The sequence below is a fragment of the Rossellomorea aquimaris genome (assembly GCF_003315075.1).
GTDB classification, from domain to species: Bacteria; Bacillota; Bacilli; order Bacillales; family Bacillaceae_B; genus Rossellomorea; species Rossellomorea aquimaris_C.
Genome location: NZ_QNRJ01000002.1, coordinates 410,094 through 431,287 on the forward strand (window position 1 = coordinate 410,094; position 21,194 = coordinate 431,287).

General features: G+C 40.8%; 21 protein-coding genes and 1 riboswitch. Of the genes, 3 read left to right on the plus strand and 18 right to left on the minus strand.

Annotated elements, in window-relative coordinates:
• Positions 1-114: 114 nt before the first annotated feature.
• The 4 genes from DET59_RS04490 to DET59_RS04505 form a co-directional block, all read right to left on the minus strand.
• Positions 115-1,338 (minus strand): EAL domain-containing protein, encoded by a 1,224-nt coding sequence (locus DET59_RS04490; RefSeq protein ID WP_113968402.1) that lies wholly within the window; start codon positions 1,336-1,338, stop codon positions 115-117.
• A 149-nt stretch (positions 1,339-1,487) separates the two neighbouring features.
• Positions 1,488-2,255 (minus strand): 2,4-dienoyl-CoA reductase, encoded by a 768-nt coding sequence (gene fadH, locus DET59_RS04495; RefSeq protein ID WP_113968403.1) that lies wholly within the window; start codon positions 2,253-2,255, stop codon positions 1,488-1,490.
• A gap of 134 nt (positions 2,256-2,389) precedes the next feature.
• Positions 2,390-2,608 (minus strand): hypothetical protein, encoded by a 219-nt coding sequence (locus DET59_RS04500; RefSeq protein ID WP_113968404.1) that lies wholly within the window; start codon positions 2,606-2,608, stop codon positions 2,390-2,392.
• 210 nt (positions 2,609-2,818) lie between these two features.
• Positions 2,819-4,912 (minus strand): sensor domain-containing protein, encoded by a 2,094-nt coding sequence (locus DET59_RS04505; RefSeq protein ID WP_113968405.1) that lies wholly within the window; start codon positions 4,910-4,912, stop codon positions 2,819-2,821.
• A 779-nt stretch (positions 4,913-5,691) separates the two neighbouring features.
• Here DET59_RS04505 and DET59_RS04515 point away from each other — a divergent pair.
• Positions 5,692-6,159, plus strand: a complete 468-nt coding sequence (locus tag DET59_RS04515) for a YkyB family protein (RefSeq protein WP_113968406.1) — start codon at positions 5,692-5,694, stop codon at positions 6,157-6,159.
• 94 nt (positions 6,160-6,253) lie between these two features.
• Here the strand turns inward: DET59_RS04515 and DET59_RS04520 are convergent, their stop codons facing one another.
• The 5 genes from DET59_RS04520 to corA form a co-directional block, all read right to left on the minus strand.
• Entirely contained in the window at positions 6,254-7,156 is a 903-nt protein-coding gene (locus DET59_RS04520) for a chemotaxis protein (RefSeq protein ID WP_113968407.1), read from the minus strand.
• Positions 7,157-7,610: 454 nt separating this feature from the next.
• Positions 7,611-8,336 carry a 7-carboxy-7-deazaguanine synthase QueE gene (queE, locus tag DET59_RS04525; RefSeq protein ID WP_258549571.1) on the minus strand — a complete coding sequence of 242 codons (726 nt, stop codon included), beginning with the start codon at positions 8,334-8,336 and terminating at the stop codon, positions 7,611-7,613.
• Positions 8,330-8,764 (minus strand): 6-pyruvoyl trahydropterin synthase family protein, encoded by a 435-nt coding sequence (locus DET59_RS04530; protein WP_113968409.1) that lies wholly within the window; start codon positions 8,762-8,764, stop codon positions 8,330-8,332. Before DET59_RS04530 ends, queE begins: the two co-directional genes overlap by 7 nt.
• Positions 8,736-9,425 (minus strand): 7-cyano-7-deazaguanine synthase QueC, encoded by a 690-nt coding sequence (queC, locus tag DET59_RS04535; RefSeq protein WP_113968410.1) that lies wholly within the window; start codon positions 9,423-9,425, stop codon positions 8,736-8,738. The genes DET59_RS04530 and queC overlap by 29 nt, the downstream gene beginning before the upstream one ends.
• A gap of 125 nt (positions 9,426-9,550) precedes the next feature.
• A riboswitch (PreQ1 riboswitch) is annotated at positions 9,551-9,595 on the minus strand.
• Between the two features lie 151 nt (positions 9,596-9,746).
• Complete coding sequence (corA, locus tag DET59_RS04540) at positions 9,747-10,742, minus strand: magnesium/cobalt transporter CorA (protein WP_113968411.1); 996 nt, start codon at positions 10,740-10,742, stop codon at positions 9,747-9,749.
• A 132-nt stretch (positions 10,743-10,874) separates the two neighbouring features.
• On the opposite strand from corA, the gene DET59_RS04545 reads away from it, so the two are divergent.
• Positions 10,875-12,026, plus strand: coding sequence for an aminotransferase A (locus DET59_RS04545; RefSeq protein WP_113968412.1), 1,152 nt, complete (start codon positions 10,875-10,877; stop codon positions 12,024-12,026).
• A gap of 44 nt (positions 12,027-12,070) precedes the next feature.
• On the opposite strand, the gene DET59_RS21515 is transcribed toward DET59_RS04545, so the two are convergent.
• Positions 12,071-12,247, minus strand: coding sequence for a hypothetical protein (locus DET59_RS21515; protein WP_181778046.1), 177 nt, complete (start codon positions 12,245-12,247; stop codon positions 12,071-12,073).
• A gap of 385 nt (positions 12,248-12,632) precedes the next feature.
• Here DET59_RS21515 and DET59_RS04550 point away from each other — a divergent pair, with 385 nt between their 5' ends.
• Complete coding sequence (locus tag DET59_RS04550) at positions 12,633-13,307, plus strand: GNAT family N-acetyltransferase (RefSeq protein WP_113968413.1); 675 nt, start codon at positions 12,633-12,635, stop codon at positions 13,305-13,307.
• A gap of 166 nt (positions 13,308-13,473) precedes the next feature.
• On the opposite strand, the gene ptsP is transcribed toward DET59_RS04550, so the two are convergent.
• From ptsP to DET59_RS04590, 8 genes are all read right to left on the minus strand, one after another.
• Entirely contained in the window at positions 13,474-15,195 is a 1,722-nt protein-coding gene (ptsP, locus tag DET59_RS04555; RefSeq protein ID WP_113968414.1) for a phosphoenolpyruvate--protein phosphotransferase, read from the minus strand.
• Positions 15,195-15,461 (minus strand): phosphocarrier protein HPr, encoded by a 267-nt coding sequence (locus tag DET59_RS04560; protein ID WP_098440935.1) that lies wholly within the window; start codon positions 15,459-15,461, stop codon positions 15,195-15,197. The genes ptsP and DET59_RS04560 overlap by 1 nt, the downstream gene beginning before the upstream one ends.
• Positions 15,462-15,760: 299 nt before the next feature.
• Positions 15,761-16,024, minus strand: a complete 264-nt coding sequence (locus tag DET59_RS04565) for a hypothetical protein (protein WP_113968415.1) — start codon at positions 16,022-16,024, stop codon at positions 15,761-15,763.
• Between the two features lie 82 nt (positions 16,025-16,106).
• Complete coding sequence (locus tag DET59_RS04570) at positions 16,107-16,937, minus strand: ABC transporter permease (protein WP_181778047.1); 831 nt, start codon at positions 16,935-16,937, stop codon at positions 16,107-16,109.
• Complete coding sequence (locus DET59_RS04575) at positions 16,906-17,520, minus strand: ABC transporter ATP-binding protein (RefSeq protein ID WP_258549565.1); 615 nt, start codon at positions 17,518-17,520, stop codon at positions 16,906-16,908. The genes DET59_RS04570 and DET59_RS04575 overlap by 32 nt, the downstream gene beginning before the upstream one ends.
• Positions 17,521-17,606: 86 nt before the next feature.
• Positions 17,607-18,869: a hypothetical protein gene (locus DET59_RS04580; protein WP_113968416.1), complete on the minus strand. Its 1,263-nt coding sequence runs from the start codon at positions 18,867-18,869 to the stop codon at positions 17,607-17,609.
• Positions 18,839-20,032: a DUF58 domain-containing protein gene (locus DET59_RS04585; protein WP_113968417.1), complete on the minus strand. Its 1,194-nt coding sequence runs from the start codon at positions 20,030-20,032 to the stop codon at positions 18,839-18,841. The genes DET59_RS04580 and DET59_RS04585 overlap by 31 nt, the downstream gene beginning before the upstream one ends.
• Positions 20,029-20,970: an AAA family ATPase gene (locus DET59_RS04590; RefSeq protein ID WP_113968418.1), complete on the minus strand. Its 942-nt coding sequence runs from the start codon at positions 20,968-20,970 to the stop codon at positions 20,029-20,031. Before DET59_RS04590 ends, DET59_RS04585 begins: the two co-directional genes overlap by 4 nt.
• Between the last annotated feature and the right edge of the window lie 224 nt (positions 20,971-21,194).

A 21,194-nucleotide genomic window follows, 5' to 3' on the forward strand; every position in this document is an offset into this window, starting at 1 on the left:
CCGGAAAGGCGCTCTTTGCCTTTTTGGTATGCTCATCTTATGACCTCGAGCCTCTAAGCCCTGTAGCTGGACATCAAGAAAAGCGGAAGGGCTTTGGTCAGAGGCGACAAGGATTTAAAAGATCAAACCATCCTCCTCAAATAAAAATTCATACGAAAGATCCATAAATAAATACAAGCCGTTGCCAAATGGGAAGGAATATGTCCGGATGGATTCTCCTGAATCAATATCGCTATAGATGTCCGATAATAGACCTTTCTTATTGATCCTCATACGAATGATATTTTCCAGAAAGTACGGGCGCCAGCTCCAGTTCTTTCCTTTGTACCCTGGTTCTATCAGCCACTTCTGATCAGCTTTTACTACGTTACTAGTCACTTGGAAGCCATTTTCATCACAAATGTATAGCCGGAAGCATTTGTCTGTAAAATACTTCCCCAAGTCAAAGAGTATGTCATCGAACTCGGTGCTTTGTTTTTTTATCATCATCAGCTTTTGACTGATTTCTTTATGTAGGACGTCTGCGAATTCATACCCTGCTTCAAGATGCTTTTTCTCATATCGAATATAGTCCTGACATTTTTCCTTCAATTTTTCTTTAAGGATATCCGGCTCCAAAAATGAGTCTGACGGGTGCTGCAGATAATATCCTTGATAATAACGACCACCGTTCAACCAGGCAAACTGCAGTTGAAAGTTGATTTCGATATTCTCAAATAAGAGGGACGCCCCAATCTTTCTCGCAAGCATTGACAAACTGTACAATATATCTTTATAGACCTTATTCCCGGCATCATTTCTCAGTTGGTATAAATCCACCTTCAATATATCAGGTGAGAATTGAGATAGCCGATCTAACTGACCGCTGTTTCCGCCCACGTTATCAATGGCAATCTTAATTCCATATGTTTTGTAATACAGAAGCAAATGAACCAGCTGATCAAAGTCCCCAATAAACGTCTTTTCAGACAGCTCAATGACCGTGCGGTTCAAATTCAAACCCTTTTTTTCGTACTCTTGAAGGAGCTCCAGAAAAGATTCACCGTGGTCAAGCATCAATAGCCTTGCATCACGGTTTAAGAAGATATATCCCTCTTGTTCCTCATCTAAAAACTTACTTAAAGCCAGTCTGGTTATTCGTTCGTCCACTTCCACTTTATATTCATCCGGTATCTCTTCATCTCCAAAAAATGGACCAAGACTCTCGATCGTTCCTTCATCCACCCCTATTCTCCCTAATACCTCGTAGCCGATGATTTTATGTTCATCCGCACTGAAAATCGGTTGAAAGTACGGAATCACTTTTTCTATATTGGTTAACACCTCTAATGCGTCCATGCGCACTCCCCCACCATTACTCATGTTTTTTTGCATAATTATAACACAACTATAAAGTGGAATCGAAAAGACATAAACAAAAAAGCTTTCCCCTGCCCTGTCGTCCAGACAAAGGGGGGAAAGCTTTTAATCCTTAGTTCACCCTTATATTAGAACGGAAATTGATTCAGCCATTGGCCCCCGTCCATTGTGATGCATTCTCCGTTTATATACGCCGCCTGATCTGACGCAATAAAGTAAGCAAGGCCCGCGATCTCTTCCGGTGTTCCTAATCGTTTTAACGGGACGCTATCAATCGTCCTTTTCGCCGCCTCTTCAGAAATCCAAAGCTTCTCGGCCCCGCCGGTTCTTTCAATCGGTCCTGGTGCAATGGCATTTGTACGAATACCATACTTATGGCCCCACTCGACGGCTAGAGTGCGGGTTAACGATAGGACTCCAGCTTTGGCAGCCGCTGAATGAGCCACCCCTGCACCTGCATTCCAAGCATAAGTGGCAACCATATTAATGATGGACCCCTTTTGATTGTTCTCGATCCAATAATTCCCTACGGCATGTGAGCACAGGAACGTTCCATTCAGAACGATATCAATAACAGATTTCCAGCCATTAGGTGTAAGCTTTTCAGCAGGACAAATAAAATTACCGGCTGCATTGTTAATGAGTACATCTATTTTGCCGAACTTCTCAGCCGTAAATTCAACCATGGCCTTTACGTGTTCCTGTTCCCTGACATCCATCTGGAATACTTCAATCTTTCCATCAAGAGACGAAAACTCATCTTTCACCGATTGTAGTCGCTCTTCATTTCTCCCTGTTACGACGACGCTTGCGCCAGACTCTACAAAGTGCTTCGCCATATATTTCCCCATTCCATTCGAACCGCCTGTTACAATTACAACTTGTTGCTCTCCCATATGTAACTCCCCCTTATTTATGAATGAATGTTCACTCACAATTTTATCATATAGTGATGTGTTGCAACCAATTTAAATATAAAAAAGACTGATTTTTAAGAAAATATCTTCTTCTTAAAAATCAGTCTAAAAAATCAGCTATCCGGATTGTTAACAATGGTATTGTGTAATTGTGCCAACGCCTTAATAATGGTTTTGTTTCTTCTATATCCTTTTGCCTCAACAGAAACATCATTATATGAAACGACTACCCGACCTAAAGATCGAGGAGTTTTAAAGCCATAAATATATGCTTTAATCGTTCCTCTTTCGGTAGGGAGAAATAGGATTTCCATACGTTTTGTCTTTTTCATAATCCCTCTCCTTTATAAAGCATTCGGAACTCTGATTCACACAGATTTCGATCCTTTTATGCCTGTCTATGAATCTTTTACTCTCCTCACTTTAAAATAAGTCATAGGAACTACTCTGTCAAACATTTCATCGCTATTGCCAGTCGTATGGGAAAAAGAATGAAAATAAAACGTATCATCATGGCTGCCTCAATTAGTGGGGCAAGAACGTTACATTAGAACAAATTGCTGCTGCTCGATCTCCTTCGGGCAGATCGGTTTACTAAAGAAATAGCCTTGAGCTTTTTGGCAGTTCGCCTGTTTAAGAAAGTCAACTTGTCCCTCTCTTTCCACACCTTCAGCAATCACTTCAAGACCCAGGCTATGTGCAAGATGGATGATGGTAGTCGTTATGGCAGAATCCTTCTGATTCAAACCAATCTCTTTCACAAACGATTGATCGATTTTCAGTATGTCAATGGGGAATCGTTTCAGATAATGAAGAGAGGAATATCCTGTTCCAAAATCATCCACAGAAATGTACACACCAAGCTCTTTAAGCTTTCTCAGCATTTTTAATGTTTGTTGCGTATCTTGCATGGCTCCCTCCGTAATTTCAATTTCTATGCAAGAAGCGGGAAGATTATACGTTGATAAATAGAAATCAATGGTATCTACTAATTGCTCCTGAAGAAATTGTTTGGGAGATATATTGATGGCCACACGCACCGTCTTATATCCTTTGTTTCGCCACTTTTGAAGCTGTATACACACCTGCTCCAGTACCCATTCGCCAATTTGATGAATCAAGCCTGTTTCTTCTGCCAACGGAATGAACTGTGCAGGGGATACAAACCCGAATTTACGGTTGTTCCAGCGGACTAACGCTTCGAAGCTATCAATGGTACCTGTCGCTAAGTTCACCTGTGGCTGATAGTGGACGTATAGCTCGCCCTTCTCTATGGCTCTTCTCAGATGAGCTTCCATGATGATATAATTCGGAAAACTTGATTTCATATGCGTTTGGTAAAATCGATAATGGGCTCTTCCTTTTTCTTTTACTTCAAAGAGTGCCTGAGCCGCTTTTTGAATGAGTGAGTTAGAATCATATCCATCTGCAGGATAACGGCTGATTCCAACCGAAGGAGAGATGTAAAATTCCTGCTCATCTATAGTGAAAGGGTCTATGAAAAGGGCCAAGATTTCCTTCGCTTTCGTCTTGGTATCTTCAAAACCGCTATTCTTCAACAGAAAAATAAATTCATCCCCTCCTTGTCTGTATAATAAACATTCTTCATTCGTAAGGGTTACCAAACGCTCTGTGATTTTTTTGAGGAACCGGTCCCCTCCCTTTAAACCAAGGGTATCATTTACAAATTTAAACCGATCTAGATCCAGGTATAAAAGGGAGAGTTCTATCCCTCTTTCTTCCATATTATGAATGATTATAGGGACATGATCATCCAGTGCTTTCCTGTTCCATAGACCCGTTAATTGATCATGCAGAGCCATGTAATGGATCATCTCATTCTGTTCATGATGCTTGGTTATATCCTTCACGATAATATAACAGCCGTCACACTTTTCTTTTACGACGATGGGAACCAATTTCAGTTGAGTTATTTTCTCCTCTCCGGCTTCGTTAAGAAGAAGACTATAATCAATCGTTGAAGGAGTTCCCATTAGTGTTTGCATTAGTGATTCTGTCAAGAGTTTCTCATTTTGAGAGTGAAATAAATCATAGATATTCATATTTACCAAGTTTTCTTTTGAATAACCTGTTAATGAGCAGCCTGCTCCGTTAGATTCCTTGATGATACCTTGACCGTCCAGAATGAATATGGCATCCAGATTATGCTCGATGATGGATTTGTATCGTTCTTTCGCTTTCATTAATTTCTTCTTCTCCAGAATGGATGAAGTTACATCTCTCGTAATGGAAACAACGTACTCTACCCTTCCATATCCATCCTTGATGGGTGTCAGTATCGATTCGTTCACAACCTGACTTCCATTCGTATGAAAAAAAGTATCCTGATAGGTAACGCTCTCACCATTTTGAACAAGTTGGGTGTATTTCTCCTGTAAGTCCGTGGCCATCTCGAATGAAACCACTTCTTCCAAAAGGCGCCCCATATCCCCATGCTGAATGGATGTGTATCTTTTGGCTGATTCATTTATGTATAGGTACCTGAAAGAAGGTCCCTCTTCAACCTTCATAATGAAAATCATATCATGTATATGATCCAAAATAAGTTCTTTCAATACAGTGTCAAGGACCCGTTGATCTTGACCGTTGGTGTCTATAATAGTAGTCCATTTCATGGCTTCGTCATCCTTTTAGCCTTCTGTCATTTTCTATATAATGCATCCTAATTACATTTTACTAGTTAATCCAGGAATTTCCTACATTCTTATAAGAATATTCGTTATTTTCTTTCACTTACATTACTTTATACCTACATTCTACTCCATTCGTCTGCCCATTATAGGTGAGACAGGCGCGCAGCTAGGATATGAACCATACACTAATGTGAATAGAGAGAGGAGGTTTATTGTATATGTATCAACACGCATATTACCCATATCACCGTTATCCACAGTATAGAGGAGGAGATCAGCGCTTCTTCCCTTTCTTTGGATTACCGTTTTTAGTAGGAGGATTAGCCGGGTTGGCCATTAGCCCGTTCCTTTTCAACAGACCTTGCTACGGTCCTGCATGCTATCCACCTTATCCGCCTTACGGGGGGTATCCTTACCCTCCTTACCAGCAACCCTACGGAGGTAATAATTTCCAATCTTCACCGTACAACTTTACAGAGAATATTAATATATACCCCCAAAGATAAACATAAGGCTCACCTGAAAATGTATGTGTTACATTCTTTAGGTAGAGCCTTTATGATATTTACCCTCTACAGCATTCACTTCAAGGTCTGGGTAACCGTCTTATCGTCTTAAGGTAACGCTATAATTCCTCCAATTATAGAAATGGACCTGTCAAAATATTACTAACTTTCAACAAGAAACTCCCCACCGTACCTTTCCAATCCCTTAAAAAGGAGGTATAATGAAGATTAATACAATGGAAAGGAGCCAATAACTTGAGGAATACTAGTAAATCTACCCCTTCTTCCACATCCGTAATCACCCTCTCTCAAGCTATTTTCACTGTAAATCGTCATGCGAAAACAGCAGGTAACCCAAAATACTTATATTCATTAAAAAAACGAGCCCTAATGAAAATGATCCGCGAAGGTAAGGCGAAGAAAGTTGGACTTCACTTCTCCAACAACCCAAAGAATAGTCAACAACAATCTGACGTATTGATTGATTGCGGAGAGTATACCTTTCATATCCCTCCAACAAAGAAAGATTTCAAGGAACTGCCTCACCTGGGTTCACTTGATCAATCGTTAAGGAATCCTAAATGTAAAATGGGACTTCAGCAGGCTAAAGGGATTTTAGAACATTATACAGGGATGTCTGATCGTAATGAACAGCCACCTAAGCACGGGAAGAGTAGTTATCAAAAACCTGTTTTTAAAAAGTTGGGCGATAGCTTCTTTTAATACTCAAAGATTTTAGCAGATTAACGCATATATGTCATAAAGGGTTCAGACAAATGTCTGAACCCTTTATGATTATCTTCAATCTCAATTGACTCTACAATATATGTTGATCAATTTTTAAAATCAGATCTGCAATCTCGGGTTTACTGATTTGATCTTCTGCTCCGACCATTTCACCTTTATGTTTTAAATCATTTGTAATCAGTGAAGAAAAAATGATGACTGGGAGTTTATTGAGCTTTGAATGACTTTTGATTCTTTTGGTCAAATGATGTCCGTCCATTTGCGGCATTTCAATATCTGTAATGACAAGCTGAACTGACTGTTGAATGTCATGATTTCCCTCAACAAGTGATTCCAGATAGTTGAATGCATCGGATCCATTTTCAAAAAACTCAACTTCATCATATCCTGCTTCACTCAACGTATCATTCAAAAGCTTGCGGAGTAAAGGGGAATCCTCAGCAGCGACAATCTTCTTATTCCTTCTCTCCCTTGGTCCTAACTTCTTCACTTGTTCCACCCGGATCCCTGTATCAGGATTGATTTTCAGCATGATACTCTCAAAATCCAGTAACAATATCATTGATTCGTTTCGCTTGATGACCCCTATTATTCCGGAATGCACACCAGAATACATTTCTGAAGGCTTCTCTATTTGATTCCAGGAAATGCGATGAATCTGAGTAACGTTATGTACATGAAAAATGACTTTCTGTTGATTAAACTCTGCGACAATGTATTTCGAATTGGATGTTTCCACCTCTTCCACTCCCAGTACCCTTGCCATATCAATTACTGGAAGTACCTCTCCCCTCAATTGAATGAGTCCTTTCACATGAGGATGAGAATGGGGAATAGGGATGACAGGAGTTGGTTGAATGATCTCCTTCACTTTAATTACATTGATACCAAATGTATTGTGATGAACTTCAAATTCAACAATCTCAAGTTCATTGGTCCCGCTTTCAAGAAGAATACTGTTTGATTGATTCAATTAATTTCGTCCTTCCATACAAACATGAGTATTTGCCTTACTCTTCTTATATCGAACAATCGAGGAACATGTTTACAGGTAATCATGAAAAAAGTCGCAAGACCCGTCCGGGACAGAGACGTTTTTCAACCCTCACTTTCCATACCTTGAACTAAGTGGTAATAGAAAATGAATCCCTATGCATACTAAGGGGAGGAGGTGTATATATGACCGATTGAAGGGACTTAGAGAACCGGAACCTGCCTGATTTTGATGAAATTAGTGACCACATCCTTCCCTCACAAAACAATCTTCCCATTATTGCTTTTGGGAAGAATGCTGATGGAAAAGATGAACCAGATGAACTTTCTTATTTCGAAGGACAAAGGAGAATTCATCAAGAGCACCGTGAAAACCCTCAAAAATAAAAAAAAAAAAAAAAGCGATTGAAGACCTTCCTTCAATCGCTTTCCAATCACACTCCGCGCTTGTTTCCCCATACCAAAGTATGCAGCTGCGGGAGCACCCGCACATGATTTAATTCTTCCTTCTCACAAACCTTTTCAATGAGAGCTTCATAATCCAATAATAGATTTGACACAAGCTTTGGTGTATCTCCTTCGGAAACAGAAGGGTTACCTGTCTGAATATAAAATGGAACGTCAGGATAGAGTTTATGAATCTTTGTGGCATATTCCAGATCTTCATCATCAAACACCACAACTTTTAAGCTGAATTGTGAGCCGTTTTCAATTAAACGCTGAACAATGAAATCCAGCTTCTCAAAATCAGTCTCCATGTTCGAACTAGGAGGCTTTGGGGAAAGTGTCAGGTCATCTATATCATAGAACCAATCCTGCCAGCGGCTTCCTTGCGTCTCTAAGGCGGAAGCTATGCCATTCTCCTTTAGAAGGTCGATAAGCTCCTTCAAATGAGCCAACAGAGCAGGATTACCACCGGAAATGGTTACATGAGAGAACTTGTTTCCACCGACTTCTTTCAGCCTGTTCCACACTTCTTCAGCCGTCATAAGCTGAATGTCTTCTTTCGCAGATCCATCCCACGTAAAGGCTGAATCACACCAGGAACAACTATAATCACATCCAGCAGTTCGAACAAACATCGTCTTTTGACCTATTACCATACCTTCCCCCTGAATGGTTGGACCAAATACTTCTAAAACAGGGATTTTCTTCATGATTGTCTCACCTTTGGTCTGTAAATGACGTAACTTGTCGGTGTTTCTCTCAAAAATACTTGAAGGCATTCAGGTTGGTGAGGCAGTGTATCTAAATGAGCCTGAATGATTTCCCACATCACTTTCGCTACAACTTCAGTGGTCGGGAACACATTGCTGTTCTCTGCAGAAAACAATTCATCTTCGTTCATGACCTTATGATCAAAGCGCTTATGAATCAGCTTTTTAATGTGTTGGAAATTAATAAGGAACCCGGAATCATCAAGCTGATCCCCGCCAATCGTAATATTGGCAAAGTACGTATGACCATGGATCTCCTGACAGCTTCCTGCATCCACATGTGGAATATAATGGGCTGCTGCAAAATGCATATCTTTATTTAATTCAAATTCATAAGTGTGGTCAGGAGTCGGGTAGATTTGTTGTATCATTTTCCCTCTCCCCCTTTTTTGTCCTTTTATATTCTTCCAGCCCTTTTTGTCTAAGCTCACATGCAGGGCACTCACCGCAACCGCTGCCTTTAATCCCATTATAGCAAGTGAGTGTATTTTCCTGCACATAACGGAAAGCACCTAAATCATCTGCCATTTCCCACGTTTGTGCCTTATTGATCCACATAAGTGGAGTATGAATCACAAACTGATCATCCATGGATAGATTGAGGGAAACATTCAAGGATTTCACAAAAATATCCCGGCAATCAGGATAGCCGCTGAAATCCGTTTCACATACACCTGTTACAATATGCCGCGCTCCAATTTGCTTCGCTAGTATGCCCGCAAATGACAGGAATAATAGATTTCTCCCGGGAACGAATGTAGACGGTAATTCACCATCCTGGTGAGTAATTTCTGCATCTGCCCGTGTTAAAGCACTTGGTGCCAATTGATTTAATAAACTCATATCTAATACATGGTGAGGGACTTCCAGATCCTCTGCAATCTCTTTTGCACAGTCCAGCTCTGCAACGTGCCTCTGACCATAGTTAAAAGTCACCGCTTCTACTTCTTTAAATGATTTCTTTGCCCAAAATAAACACGTTGTACTATCTTGACCTCCGCTGAATACGACTAACGCTTTCTCTGTGTTCATAAAAGGTTCTCCTTTCTTTTCTACAGCCTCTTTTGCCATGAAAAGAAGAAAGAGATTCTGTGATACCCTATAACATTGGCTTTAAAGCCGTCATTAACAAAAAATAACGACACCTAAGGATGCCGTTTTCCTTAGTTTTTTATAGAGGGTTGTGCTAGAACCTCTCGAGACTTATCTATAATCCCAGTTATTCTTCTTTTGTCATCAACCAATATAACGTTTTTTCTCAAAAAAATCTACCGTTTACGGGAATTTCATCGTAAAATTATCTCCATCGTGGCCAGGACTCCATCTAACCGGCCGTCGTGCTTTTTAGCCTGCTTATTTTAATCGAAGGAGTCTTCTTCGTTTTCTCCGTTTTTTCGTGCTGAACCTGAGCCAGCCGATTTTCATAAAGAAACCAAACATGATCAGTGCGATGATACCCATAACCCCGAGAACGATAAAGTATCCGCTTCGCTCATCGAGTTCAGGCATATAGACAAAGTTCATCCCATACAGGCCCGCAATGAACGTAAGAGGCATAAAAATCGTCGTAATGACGGTTAAGGTCATCATGATATTATTCATTTTATCCGAGTTAATGGATAAATAATTATCCCGGATATCAGATGAAAATTCACGATACGATTCAAGCATCTCGACAAGCTTAATTAAATGATCGTACACATCATTAAAATAGAGCTGCTCTTCTTTGAATGCATTCAATCTGCCTGAATTGCTGATTCGATATAATAAATCCCTCATGGGAACGAGGGTTCTTCTTAACTTTGACATATCATGACGAATATCGAATAATTCATCCATCAAATCACTATCAGCATCTTCATTCGTGTTATCTTCAATTTTATTGAGGCGATCTTCAATCCCATACACAAGGGGAAAATAATCGTCCACTAACCGGTCAACAATTCCATGCATGACCTTAAAAGGACTGAGCTGATCCCCTTCCTGCTGAACTTTTTCCCATACACTATTTAATTCCCTTACAGGCTGTTTATGGAAGGTAACGATAAAACTTGAGTTCACAAACATATTCACTTCGTGTGAATCCAGGGTTTTCTGATTAATGGCATGCAAAAGGACAAATATGTACTGATCATAAAAATCGAGCTTGGCCCGCTGACTGAAATCGTCCAGGCAATCCTCTATTGCAAGGGGATGGAATCGAAAATACAGCTTAAGTAACCGAATATCCTTGCTGGTCGGCTCTGAAAAATCCACCCAATACCATTTAACCCCCTTTTCTTTGATTCTGGATAGGGGAACATTCTGTTCAATTTCCCCATTTTCCATAATAATACTCGTTCGAATCATATGGCTCTCCCTAACTGACATTTATTTATTTTTTATCCATTCCCTTTTTCCTCACCATTCAAACAAAATCACTACGTAAAAGCTGGAATTAATGATAAAATATGAATCAAATTATTAAAGTAGGTGTACGCATTGGAACAGTATATTAACCCTCGGGTCAAGGACATCCAGATATCGGGTATACGAAAGTTTTTTAATATGGTGGCAGACATAGACGACATCATTTCCCTGACAATCGGTCAGCCGGATTTTCCTACCCCACAACATGTTAAGGACGCGGGCAAGGCTGCCATTGATGATGACTTCACTACCTATACCCATAATGCAGGATTCCGCGAATTACGAGAAGCTGCGGCTTCATTTGTAAAAGAAAAATATAATGTACATTATAACCCTGTGAATGAGGTCATAGTCACAAACGGCGCTTCTCAGGGGATCGATGTGACCCTTCGCACGCTATTATGCGAAGGAGATGACTGCCTTATCCCAGGACCCGTGTATCCAGGCTATGAACCGATCATTAAACTTTGCGGTGCTAATCCCGTACATATTGATATCACACAAAATGATTTCAAGTTGGATGCCTCTCTTATTGAAGGTAGCTTAACTCCTTCTACAAAATGTATTATTTTACCTTATCCATCCAATCCAACAGGGGTAAGCCTGTCAAAAGCAGAATTAAAAGAGATTGCCGCCTTGCTAAAGAATAGAAATATCTTTGTGTTGGCTGATGAAATTTATAGCGAGCTTACCTTTGATGATTCGCATTATTCCATTGCCGAATATTTAAGAGAACAAACCATCGTCGTCAATGGTTTATCTAAATCACATAGTATGACCGGTTGGAGGATCGGACTGGTATTCGCTCCAGAATCGATTGCTAAGCATCTCCTAAAGGTTCACCAGTACAATGTCTCCTGTGCTTCTTCCGTCTCCCAGAAAGCTGCCTATGAAGCTCTTACAGCCGGAAAAGATGATGCTGTAGATATGAAGGAAGAATATAAAAAACGAAGGGACTATGTATACAACCGATTAGTTGGGATGGGATTTGAAGGAATCGTCAAACCTGACGGAGCCTTCTACTTTTTCGTCAAAATACCTGATCGGATTCTTTTGAGTTCATTTGATTTCTCGTTGGCACTTGCCCAAGAGAAAAAGGTGGCTGTCGTACCCGGGGATGCCTTTTCAGAGCTCGGAGAAGGTTACTTCCGACTCTCCTATGCCTGCTCCATGGAACAGCTGAAAGAAGGACTCGACCGTATCCACTCCTTCATCCAAACCTGACAAGAGGGACGGACCTTGCGTAGCAAGGTCCGTCCCTCTTCATGTTACCCTTTATATTCACCGTTATTTTTAGATGCTTTTTCTTTTTTGGCTTTGTCTTTGTGTATTTTGTTTGTTGCCGCACTTCCGATTTCATGGGCAAATTCCGCATTGACCTTGGATGAATCGAACCCTTTTTTGTTCTTCTGTTGTGGATCATTCTTTTTTGTACGTTTCGCCATTGTTTTTACACCCCTTTTATTCATTATGCTGATCCTTCAATGGAATTTATTCATCATGCTGATCCTTCAATGGAATCAGCATAAGATTATTATTCGCTTTCTTCTTTTTCACTATACGAATCAACTCCCGGTATAAAAATAACAAAAAAAAAGAACCAACCCAGTTAACTGAGTTGATTCAAAAAAAGGAAAAGGGGGTGTTAGTGAGAAATTAATCTCCAATTTCATGCTTAATTATAGAATACCCGCTTTCCAGAATGATAAACCGACCTTCTGAAAAAAATTCAAATTTTTTTTGAAGAAAAGTTATTTCAGTAAAACACTTTAAAAAAGCGCTTTCATAACGTATAATAAACAAGTAAATTCTGAGAAGAGAGGTTCTGACATGTATATGAAAGAACAGTATGTTTTCAGAAACGATCAAATTTATAAAGCCGTTATCAGAAATTATGGCAAACATGATTTCGACGACTTGATTTCCGTTCAAAAAAGAGCATTCCCACCTCCCTTCCCATCAGAATTATGGTGGAATAAAGACCAGCTCGCCCATCATTTGTCTCATTTCCCTCTTGGGGCGATGTGTGTGGAAGTGGACGGGAAATTAGTGGGGAGTATGACAAGCCTAATTGTCGACTTTGATCCGTTAGAGCCGCATCATACGTGGGAAGACATAACTGATGATGGATATATCCGGACTCACAAGGAGAATGGCAATACATTGTATGTGGTGGACCTATGTATCGACCCTGATTACAGAGGATTTAAGCTTGGAAAAGTCTTGATGAATGCCATGTTCGAAATTGTGGTGCATTTACAGTTGGATCGCTTACTCGGTGGCGGTCGGATTCCTTCCTATCATAAAGTGGCCGATGATTTTTCGATTGAGCAATATATTCAGAAATTAACGAGTGGAGAATCCAAGGATCCCGTCATTACGTTTCTTCTGCAAACAGGACGCACTCCATTAAAAGCGGTTAAAGGGTACCTGAAAGATGAAGAATCATGTGACTATGGGGTTTTAATGGAATGGAAAAACCCTTTTAAAAGTTCAAGGTTCTAGCACGTTTACAAAATGATGGACTCCCTGAAATAGAAAAAGGGATTGAAGGAACAATATGTTCCTTCAATCCACAAGAAAGGGGGAAATGAGAATGAAAAGGCCCAAAGGGTGTGTGCCTTATTCTTCACAGATATATTACCCTCATTTCAACCTTTTAAACCAAAATTCACTCCATTGATGTCGCTTTTTTCACTGCAGAAATAACCGCATCATTGGTGTCTAATTGTAGTGCTTCCTCTGCCAGTTCTTTCATTTCAGCACGGTTCAACTGACGGATCTGAGAACGTGCCTTCAAAATGGACGTCGCACTCATTGAGAACTCATCCAAACCTAATCCAAGTAAGATCGGTACAGCAATCTCATCTCCGGCCATTTCACCACACATACCTGCCCACTTGCCTTCTTTATGAGCCGCATCAATCACCATTTTGACTAGACGTAAAATGGCAGGGTTATACGGTTGGTATAAGTAGGAAACCCGCTCATTCATGCGGTCGGCAGCCATTGTGTACTGAATCAGGTCATTGGTTCCGATAGAGAAGAAATCTACTTCCTTGGCAAAAACATCCGCCATTACGGCTGTGGATGGAATTTCCACCATGATTCCCACTTCAATATGATCAGCTACATTTGTACCATTCGTAAGAAGAGCTTCTTTCTCTTCTTCAAGGATGGCTTTCGCTTCTCTGAACTCTTGAAGATTTGAAATCATCGGGAACATGATTTTCAGATTTCCAAATGGACTGGCCTTTAATAACGCTCTAAGCTGAGTACGGAAGATGTCCTGTTCGTCCAGACAAAGTCGGATCGCACGATACCCCAGGAATGGGTTCATTTCTTTCGGAAGATTTAAGTAAGGAAGCTCTTTATCTCCACCGATGTCAAGGGTACGAACCACTACAGGTTTTCCTTCCATACCTTCTAATACAGCCTTATAAGCTTCGTATTGCTCGTCTTCTGACGGTAATTCATCACGACCCATGTATAAGAATTCTGTACGATACAGACCTACACCTTCTCCGCCGTGATTCTTCACCCCTTCAAGATCCTTAGGTGTCCCAATGTTGGCAGCAAGTTCAACATGCTCCCCATCCTTGGATACCGTTGGTTCATTGACAAGCTTCGCCCATTCAGCTTTTTGTTCTTCATAGCGGGCATGCTCTTTCTTATACTCTTCGATCACTTCCGGAGTCGGATTAATATGTACTTGTCCATTTAATCCGTCAACGATGATCATGTCACCATTTTCAACAGAGGAAGTAATGGATTTCGTTCCCACTACAGCCGGGATCTCCATTGAACGGGCCATAATGGCCGAGTGGGATGTTCTTCCACCGATATCTGTTGTAAATCCTTTAACAAATTCACGGTTTAATTGTGCCGTATCAGATGGTGTCAGATCCTCTGCGATCACAATCACTTCTTCTGTCACCATGCTTGGGTTCGCAATCTGCACGCCTAAGAGGTGTGAAAGGACACGTTTCGTCACGTCACGGATATCCGCGGCGCGTTCTTTCATGTATTCATTGTCCATGGATTCAAACATGGATACAAACATATCCGCTGTTTCTTTAAGGGCGAATTCAGCGTTTACATTTTCGGATTTAACTTTGTCTTCGATTGGTGTCAGTAGTTCTGGATCGCTTAGGACAAGAAGATGCGCTTCAAAGATTTGAGCTTTGTCTTCCCCTAAATCAACTCTTGCTTTATCTCGGATCGCTTCAAGCTCTGACTTTGACGTCGCAATGGCTTCCTGGAAGCGTGATACTTCCTGTTCAGCATTGTCTACGTTTTTCTTTTCAAAGCTTAGGTCGGGTTCAACTAAGCGATACGCTTTCGCTATGGCGATACCATTTGATGCCGCAATTCCTTTTAAGAGACTGGACATTACTCAGCTAAACCTTCTTTGTTCAACGTTTCCTGTAAGCTGTTTAACGCTTCATCTTCGTCGCTACCTTCAGTAATGATTGTGATTTCTGCACCTTTACCAACACCTAAAGACATAACACCCATGATTGATTTCAAGTTTACTTTCTTTTCTTTGTATTCTAGATGTACATCGCTGTCGAATTTGCTTGCCGTTTGAACCAATAGAGTTGCCGGACGAGCGTGAATTCCTGTTTCAGCTGTAACTGTAAATGTTTTTTGTGCCATGTAAATCGACTCCTTAATTTATCTTGTTTTTGGTTGCTTCATTAAAGTAATGGATTATGTAGAATACGTCAACTATTTCTAGTAAATAATCCATTCCTACTATAAAGCTGTTCAATAAAAAAGAATAGCATGCAATGAAGAGATACACAATTGTAAAGCTTGATTTTTTTAGTATTTCATAAATTTCCCACTGTTATGAACCTATTTATGTAAAATTTCATGTACCTTTATCAAAAAAAAATCCCCCTCAGCAATGTGGGAGGGAATCTTTAGTATGAGTCATTTTATTCAAAATAATACTATTCTCTTTCCACCGGTTCTGATTTAGTCTTCATGATATTGTAGCCGATTTTTGCTTTTATGATGGTCCCCTTCAGTGTCATTTCATGATCTTCAGAGGTGTTTGTATATACGTTTACTAAGTCACATATGCAGCGAGAGAATAATTCTGAGAGTTGTTTTAATTCCTGTACCTCATGCCTGCCATCCTCTTTCATTAGTTCTTCTATGACATCCATGGCTAAACTCTTCACTCTTAGCGCCTGTTCAGTTGGGTAATCCATATAGCACTATCCCCTTTCCTTCCATTCTTTCTCTATCATATGCAGGAAGAAACTAGATTAGAACAGGAGTGCTATATGGTATTTATACATTTAATTGGGCATCTCTCGTAAATAATTGCTTATAACCCATTAATATAAAGCTGATGACTGTTAAGGCTACACTCCCCACTATGCCTAAAAGTATGGCAATCTGATACTCGATGGCCACTAATGGACTTATCCCCGAAAGAATCTGCCCTGTCATCATTCCAGGTAAAAAGATGATGCCCATCCCTAACATATTATTGAGAGTGGGAAGAATCGCTGCATCAAAGGCATTATCTACATATTTCTTGGAGGCTGCTTTAGGGGTCGCTCCGAGCATGAGGGCCCCTTCTACCTTTTCTCTTTGATCCTTTAATCCCCCTAATAGAGTATTGATCCCCAGTGTAATGCCCGTCATGGAATTCCCGACAATCATTCCCGCTATGGGTATGAAATATCTCGGTTCGTACCAAGGGGAGAAATGGATCACCACCATATTAAAGTAGAATAAGCTAATGAGTGTTCCAATCAGTAAAGATAGGGCCGCAATCCCTTTCAGTTTCTTATCCATCTCGTATTTAACCTGTTTAAATATATTCCTGACGGCGAAGGCTTCCATAATTACAATGATACCTATCGTAAGCCACGGACTTGGATGATCAAAAATATAAGTTAGTATGTAACCTGCCATGATTAACTGAATGGTCATTCTAAAAGAAGCCAGGATGATCTGCTTCTCCCTGGAAATCCCTCTCCACTTCACAATGAACAACAATAGAAGAACGAATACGTATGCTGCTATAAATCTCCACAGCTCAATATCAATAATGCCTTTATCCAAAATACTCTCTCCTTCTTTATTTTGATATGGTAATGATCTCTTCACCATATTGCTCGGCAACGTTGGTCGAATGAGTGACCATGATGATGGTTCCTCCATGACCTTTGGCAGTTTCGATAAAGCTTCTCATCACTTCAATTTCCGTTTCCTCATCTAGAGCAGACGTTGGCTCGTCCAATAAATAGACAGGTGGCTTCATCAATAGTACCCGGCCAAGGGACAGGCGCTGTCTTTCCCCTCCGGATAACCGTTCAGCAAGTCCATCCAAAGGTTTATCCAGCTTTACGATTTCCAATGTCCTCATGAGTTCCTCACGACTTGCAGGGGGCTTCTCCGAAAAAATAAGACCCTTCTGCAAATCCTCTTCTACCGTTTCCCCGAACAATAAGGGGGTTTGTGAAATCATCACTACTTCTCTTCGAAGTTTTACAGAGTCCATTTCTTGTAAGGGAGTCTCATTATAATAAATCGTTCCTTCATCTGGTAGATTCATTTTATTCAGCAATTTTAGAAGAGTAGATTTTCCCGCACCGCTTTCACCGATGAGGCAGGTTGTTCGGTTTGCGGATATCTCCATATGATCGATGCTTACTATATTTTTATATATTACGTTTTCTATTTGAAACAGCATTAGCTCCACCTCTCCTAAATTTACATTTATCATACCCTAAAGAAGCATGAAATAAAGAAGCTGGTGCTCGAATTCGAGCACCAGCTTCATTCATGTCTTGTATTCAAGGATTCGATATGTTCACGGATTCGCTTTGTGAATAAATCCACTTCATCCTGTTCCGGAACTCCACGTCCATATCTCACGCGTTCGTATATAGTGAAAAATTGGGCATTTTCCTCAAGATCAATTCTAGCGAACCAAGCTTGGACATTTTCATTCGGAAGCCTGCCCACTTCATTTTTGTATGCTTCTTTTTCTAACATTTCCATCGATTTTCTGATTGCGTCCCTTGCTTTAGAATATTCTATCTGCTCTTTTTGATTATGCGTATCAGCCTCTCCTCCTGCCCGGGTCATCATGACAGGTGTTGTCCCCTCATTCAAGGATAAATGTAAGGTCGTTTTTCTTTTCTTGAACAAATATATGATGGCAAAGAAAACCAATAGGGCCAGCAATGCCTCGTCTACCCATGAAAACGAAAGTCCGTCACCAAGGGTTCCGAGCTGGGATTCATCATACGTTTGTTGTTCAATCTTATTTCCGTCGCCCTTTTCCGGGTTACTTTCAAAAAACTTCATGATCGAATCCCTTAATTCAATCAATATACTAAAGATCGGGTTAACCAAAAAGGAGAATAGCCAAAACACCTTTTCAAGGAGCCAATAGACTCCTTGGCTGACCACTGAACTAGCAGCTGCAAGTATCCCACCGCTTACAAACACGATGAGCAGGAGGGCAAAAGGCTTGTATATACTCTTCTTTACTCCTGTACTATCGCTTGCCAACATCCTTTGAAACGAAGTGAAGGTCCCAATGAACGCGAATAAGAGAAATAGCAGACTGTAAACCAGATATGTGTTTTCCAACTGTCTGATGGATCCCGAGAATAAAGAAGCTGCAGAGATAAATAGAAAAATCAATACGTTCCCACTGCTGACTTCAATTGACGGGTCCTTGATCTGTAGATAGGAGCTGATTCTCCAGTGCAAAAAGATCGCAGCGGGAATCAAAACCCACCAGGACGCCGAGAATAATAAGATCCCCATTCCAACCCCCAGGGCAAACATCGCAAATAACAGGAGGGGATTGAAGCTCTGCACTTTGAAGGATATGGCCGTGTAAGTCAGTATCAAGATCAACAACACTGCAAAAGCGGGCACGTATTGGTTCAACACGAGGTTTCCAGTAAATAGAAACGTCATGGCCAGCAGGACAAACAAAAGATCAATTCCTGCATACAGCCCCATTTTGATAAAAAGCATTTTTTTATGTTTCGCTAGGAAGGAATTTTCAATGAACGATTCCATAATGTGACGACTCCTTGTTCTTCTTCTAAGCTCAGCTTAAAGATATGTGGATGGCCTTTGCCGATATTCTGCAATAAGTCCTCTTCCCTTGACCCAAGAGAACCGGCGACAATAAAGACGGACGGTACCAGTCGACGTAGATATAAATGCTGGAGGACGATGTGAAAGGGCATGGTGAATTCATCGGTCGATAAGGTAGCTAAAAGCTCCAGCCCTCTCTGCCGGTGCTTCCTTCCTGTCCCTGGCGGCAAATAATAATAAGGTGTAAGTCCCGGTGTTCTCACATTTAAGACCAGGGAATAAGAGATATTTTGCTCCACTGCAAGTTGCATAAGATAAGCTGCATGCTTGATGATTGCCTCCAACTTGCTTGTAATGGCAAAACGATCAGAGATATTGATGGCAATCATCCACTCATTTTGAGTGGCTGGCGCGAAGATTTTCGTTTGCAGCTCGCCGGTTCGCGCAGAAGCCTTCCAATGGACGTCCTGAAATCGGTCTCCCTGTACGTACCCCCTTGTGCCTACGGGGTGGAACACATCATGAAACAAAGAATGGGGGGTAGATACGTCCCCTTGCCTTAATGTAAGCTGTTGTTCCACCATTTTTACAGGTGATGAAGAAGGGAACACCATAATGGTGGTTGGAACTGAATCGAGCAGATTCAGGAGAACCTTACCACTTCCGAAGAGATGTGGGATCTCAAGTTGCATATTGGTAATACGGCATAATCCTCTTCTCTTGCCTTTGACCGGCAGCGAAATCTGCCCCTCTTCATTTTTTCGAATGGAGAATGGGATGGATACCTCGATCTCATTCGCAATGCCCAATGAATATGGATGCTTTGTTGGCTCTACAATATCTTTAAATGTCATCTTCAATGTTGCTCCCCAAATGGGAAGTCCTTTGTTTTCAAGTTTAAACACCCAATTATCTTCCTCATCACAATGAAGCTTTAATCTGCGTTGGGATCTTTCAATCATGACTCCCTCTCCAACTTTTAGCAAATACCATTGATGAACGCGAAAATAGAGGATGATCAACAGGAAAATCCCCAATCCAACATACGATTGTACATAGAAGCTTGCTGTCCCGACAATGACAAGGAGCACTAAACTTATGGATATATAAGGGTCTTCTACTACTTCGCGCTTCCAGTTCACTGCGCCTGCCTCGCTTCAACAGGCAGCGTGGCCATCTCTATTATTCTGTCAATCAATTCTTCAGGTGTCCTAGTAAGGGAGGCCTCAATGGTTAATTGAACTCTATGCTGAAGGACAAATGGTGCTACCGCTACGACATCCTGGGGTCTGACGAAGTCCCTCCCCTCTATGAATGCCTGGGCCTGGGATGCTTTTAAAAGAGCTAAACTTGCACGTGGACTCGCCCCTACTTCAACCCATTCATGCTCCCTTGTCTCCCTTGTGATCTGAAGGATATAAGATTCGATATCCTCAGAGATATGTACCTCTTTAACGAGACTTGAAAGAGATTGAATTTCACCCAGGCTCATCACCTTTTCTACTGTATGTAAAGGCTGTGAAGATTTAAATCGATTAAGAATACTGCGCTCCTCTTCGAAACTTGGATAGGCAAATGGAATCTTCAACAGAAAACGATCCAGCTGGGCTGCTGGTAGAGGAAATGTCCCCTGCTGTGATTCAATCGGGTTTTGCGTCGCTACTACTATGAACGGAGGCTGTAATGATACCGTTTCTCCATCGATGGTGATCTGTTTCTCTTCCATCACTTCAAGTAAACTTGCCTGGGTTCTGGGAGTAGCTCTATTAATTTCATCTGCTAATAACACATTAGTGACGACTGGTCCGGTTCTCAATTCGAATTCCTGGGTTTTTGGATTAAAAAACTGAATGCCTGTGACATCACTCGGCAATACATCCGGTGTGAATTGTATTCGCTTAAAATCTCCTTCAATACAATGTGAAAATGTCTTAGCCAATAATGTTTTACCGGTCCCCGGTACACTCTCCAGCAAGACGTGACCTTCCTGAAGTAAGGCGATCAATAGAAGATCCACTTCTTTCTCCCTTCCAATCAGGACTTTGCTCATTTCTTTTTTTATGTTTTGTATAGTAGACACCTTTGCTCCCCCTCTATTTATCTATTAATCTTTAAAACAGTAGTGAATATTTTTCGAATATTCTTAAAATACAACCATTCTCATTATACCATAGTATGTTGTTAAAATATCCCTTTTTCCGAACGAAAAAATGCCGGTCACCATCCCTGTCTTGGGTTCGTAACCGGTAGGTCTTCTATGTTCATACACATTTTTATTAATACTTATCCTATCCCCAGAACCGT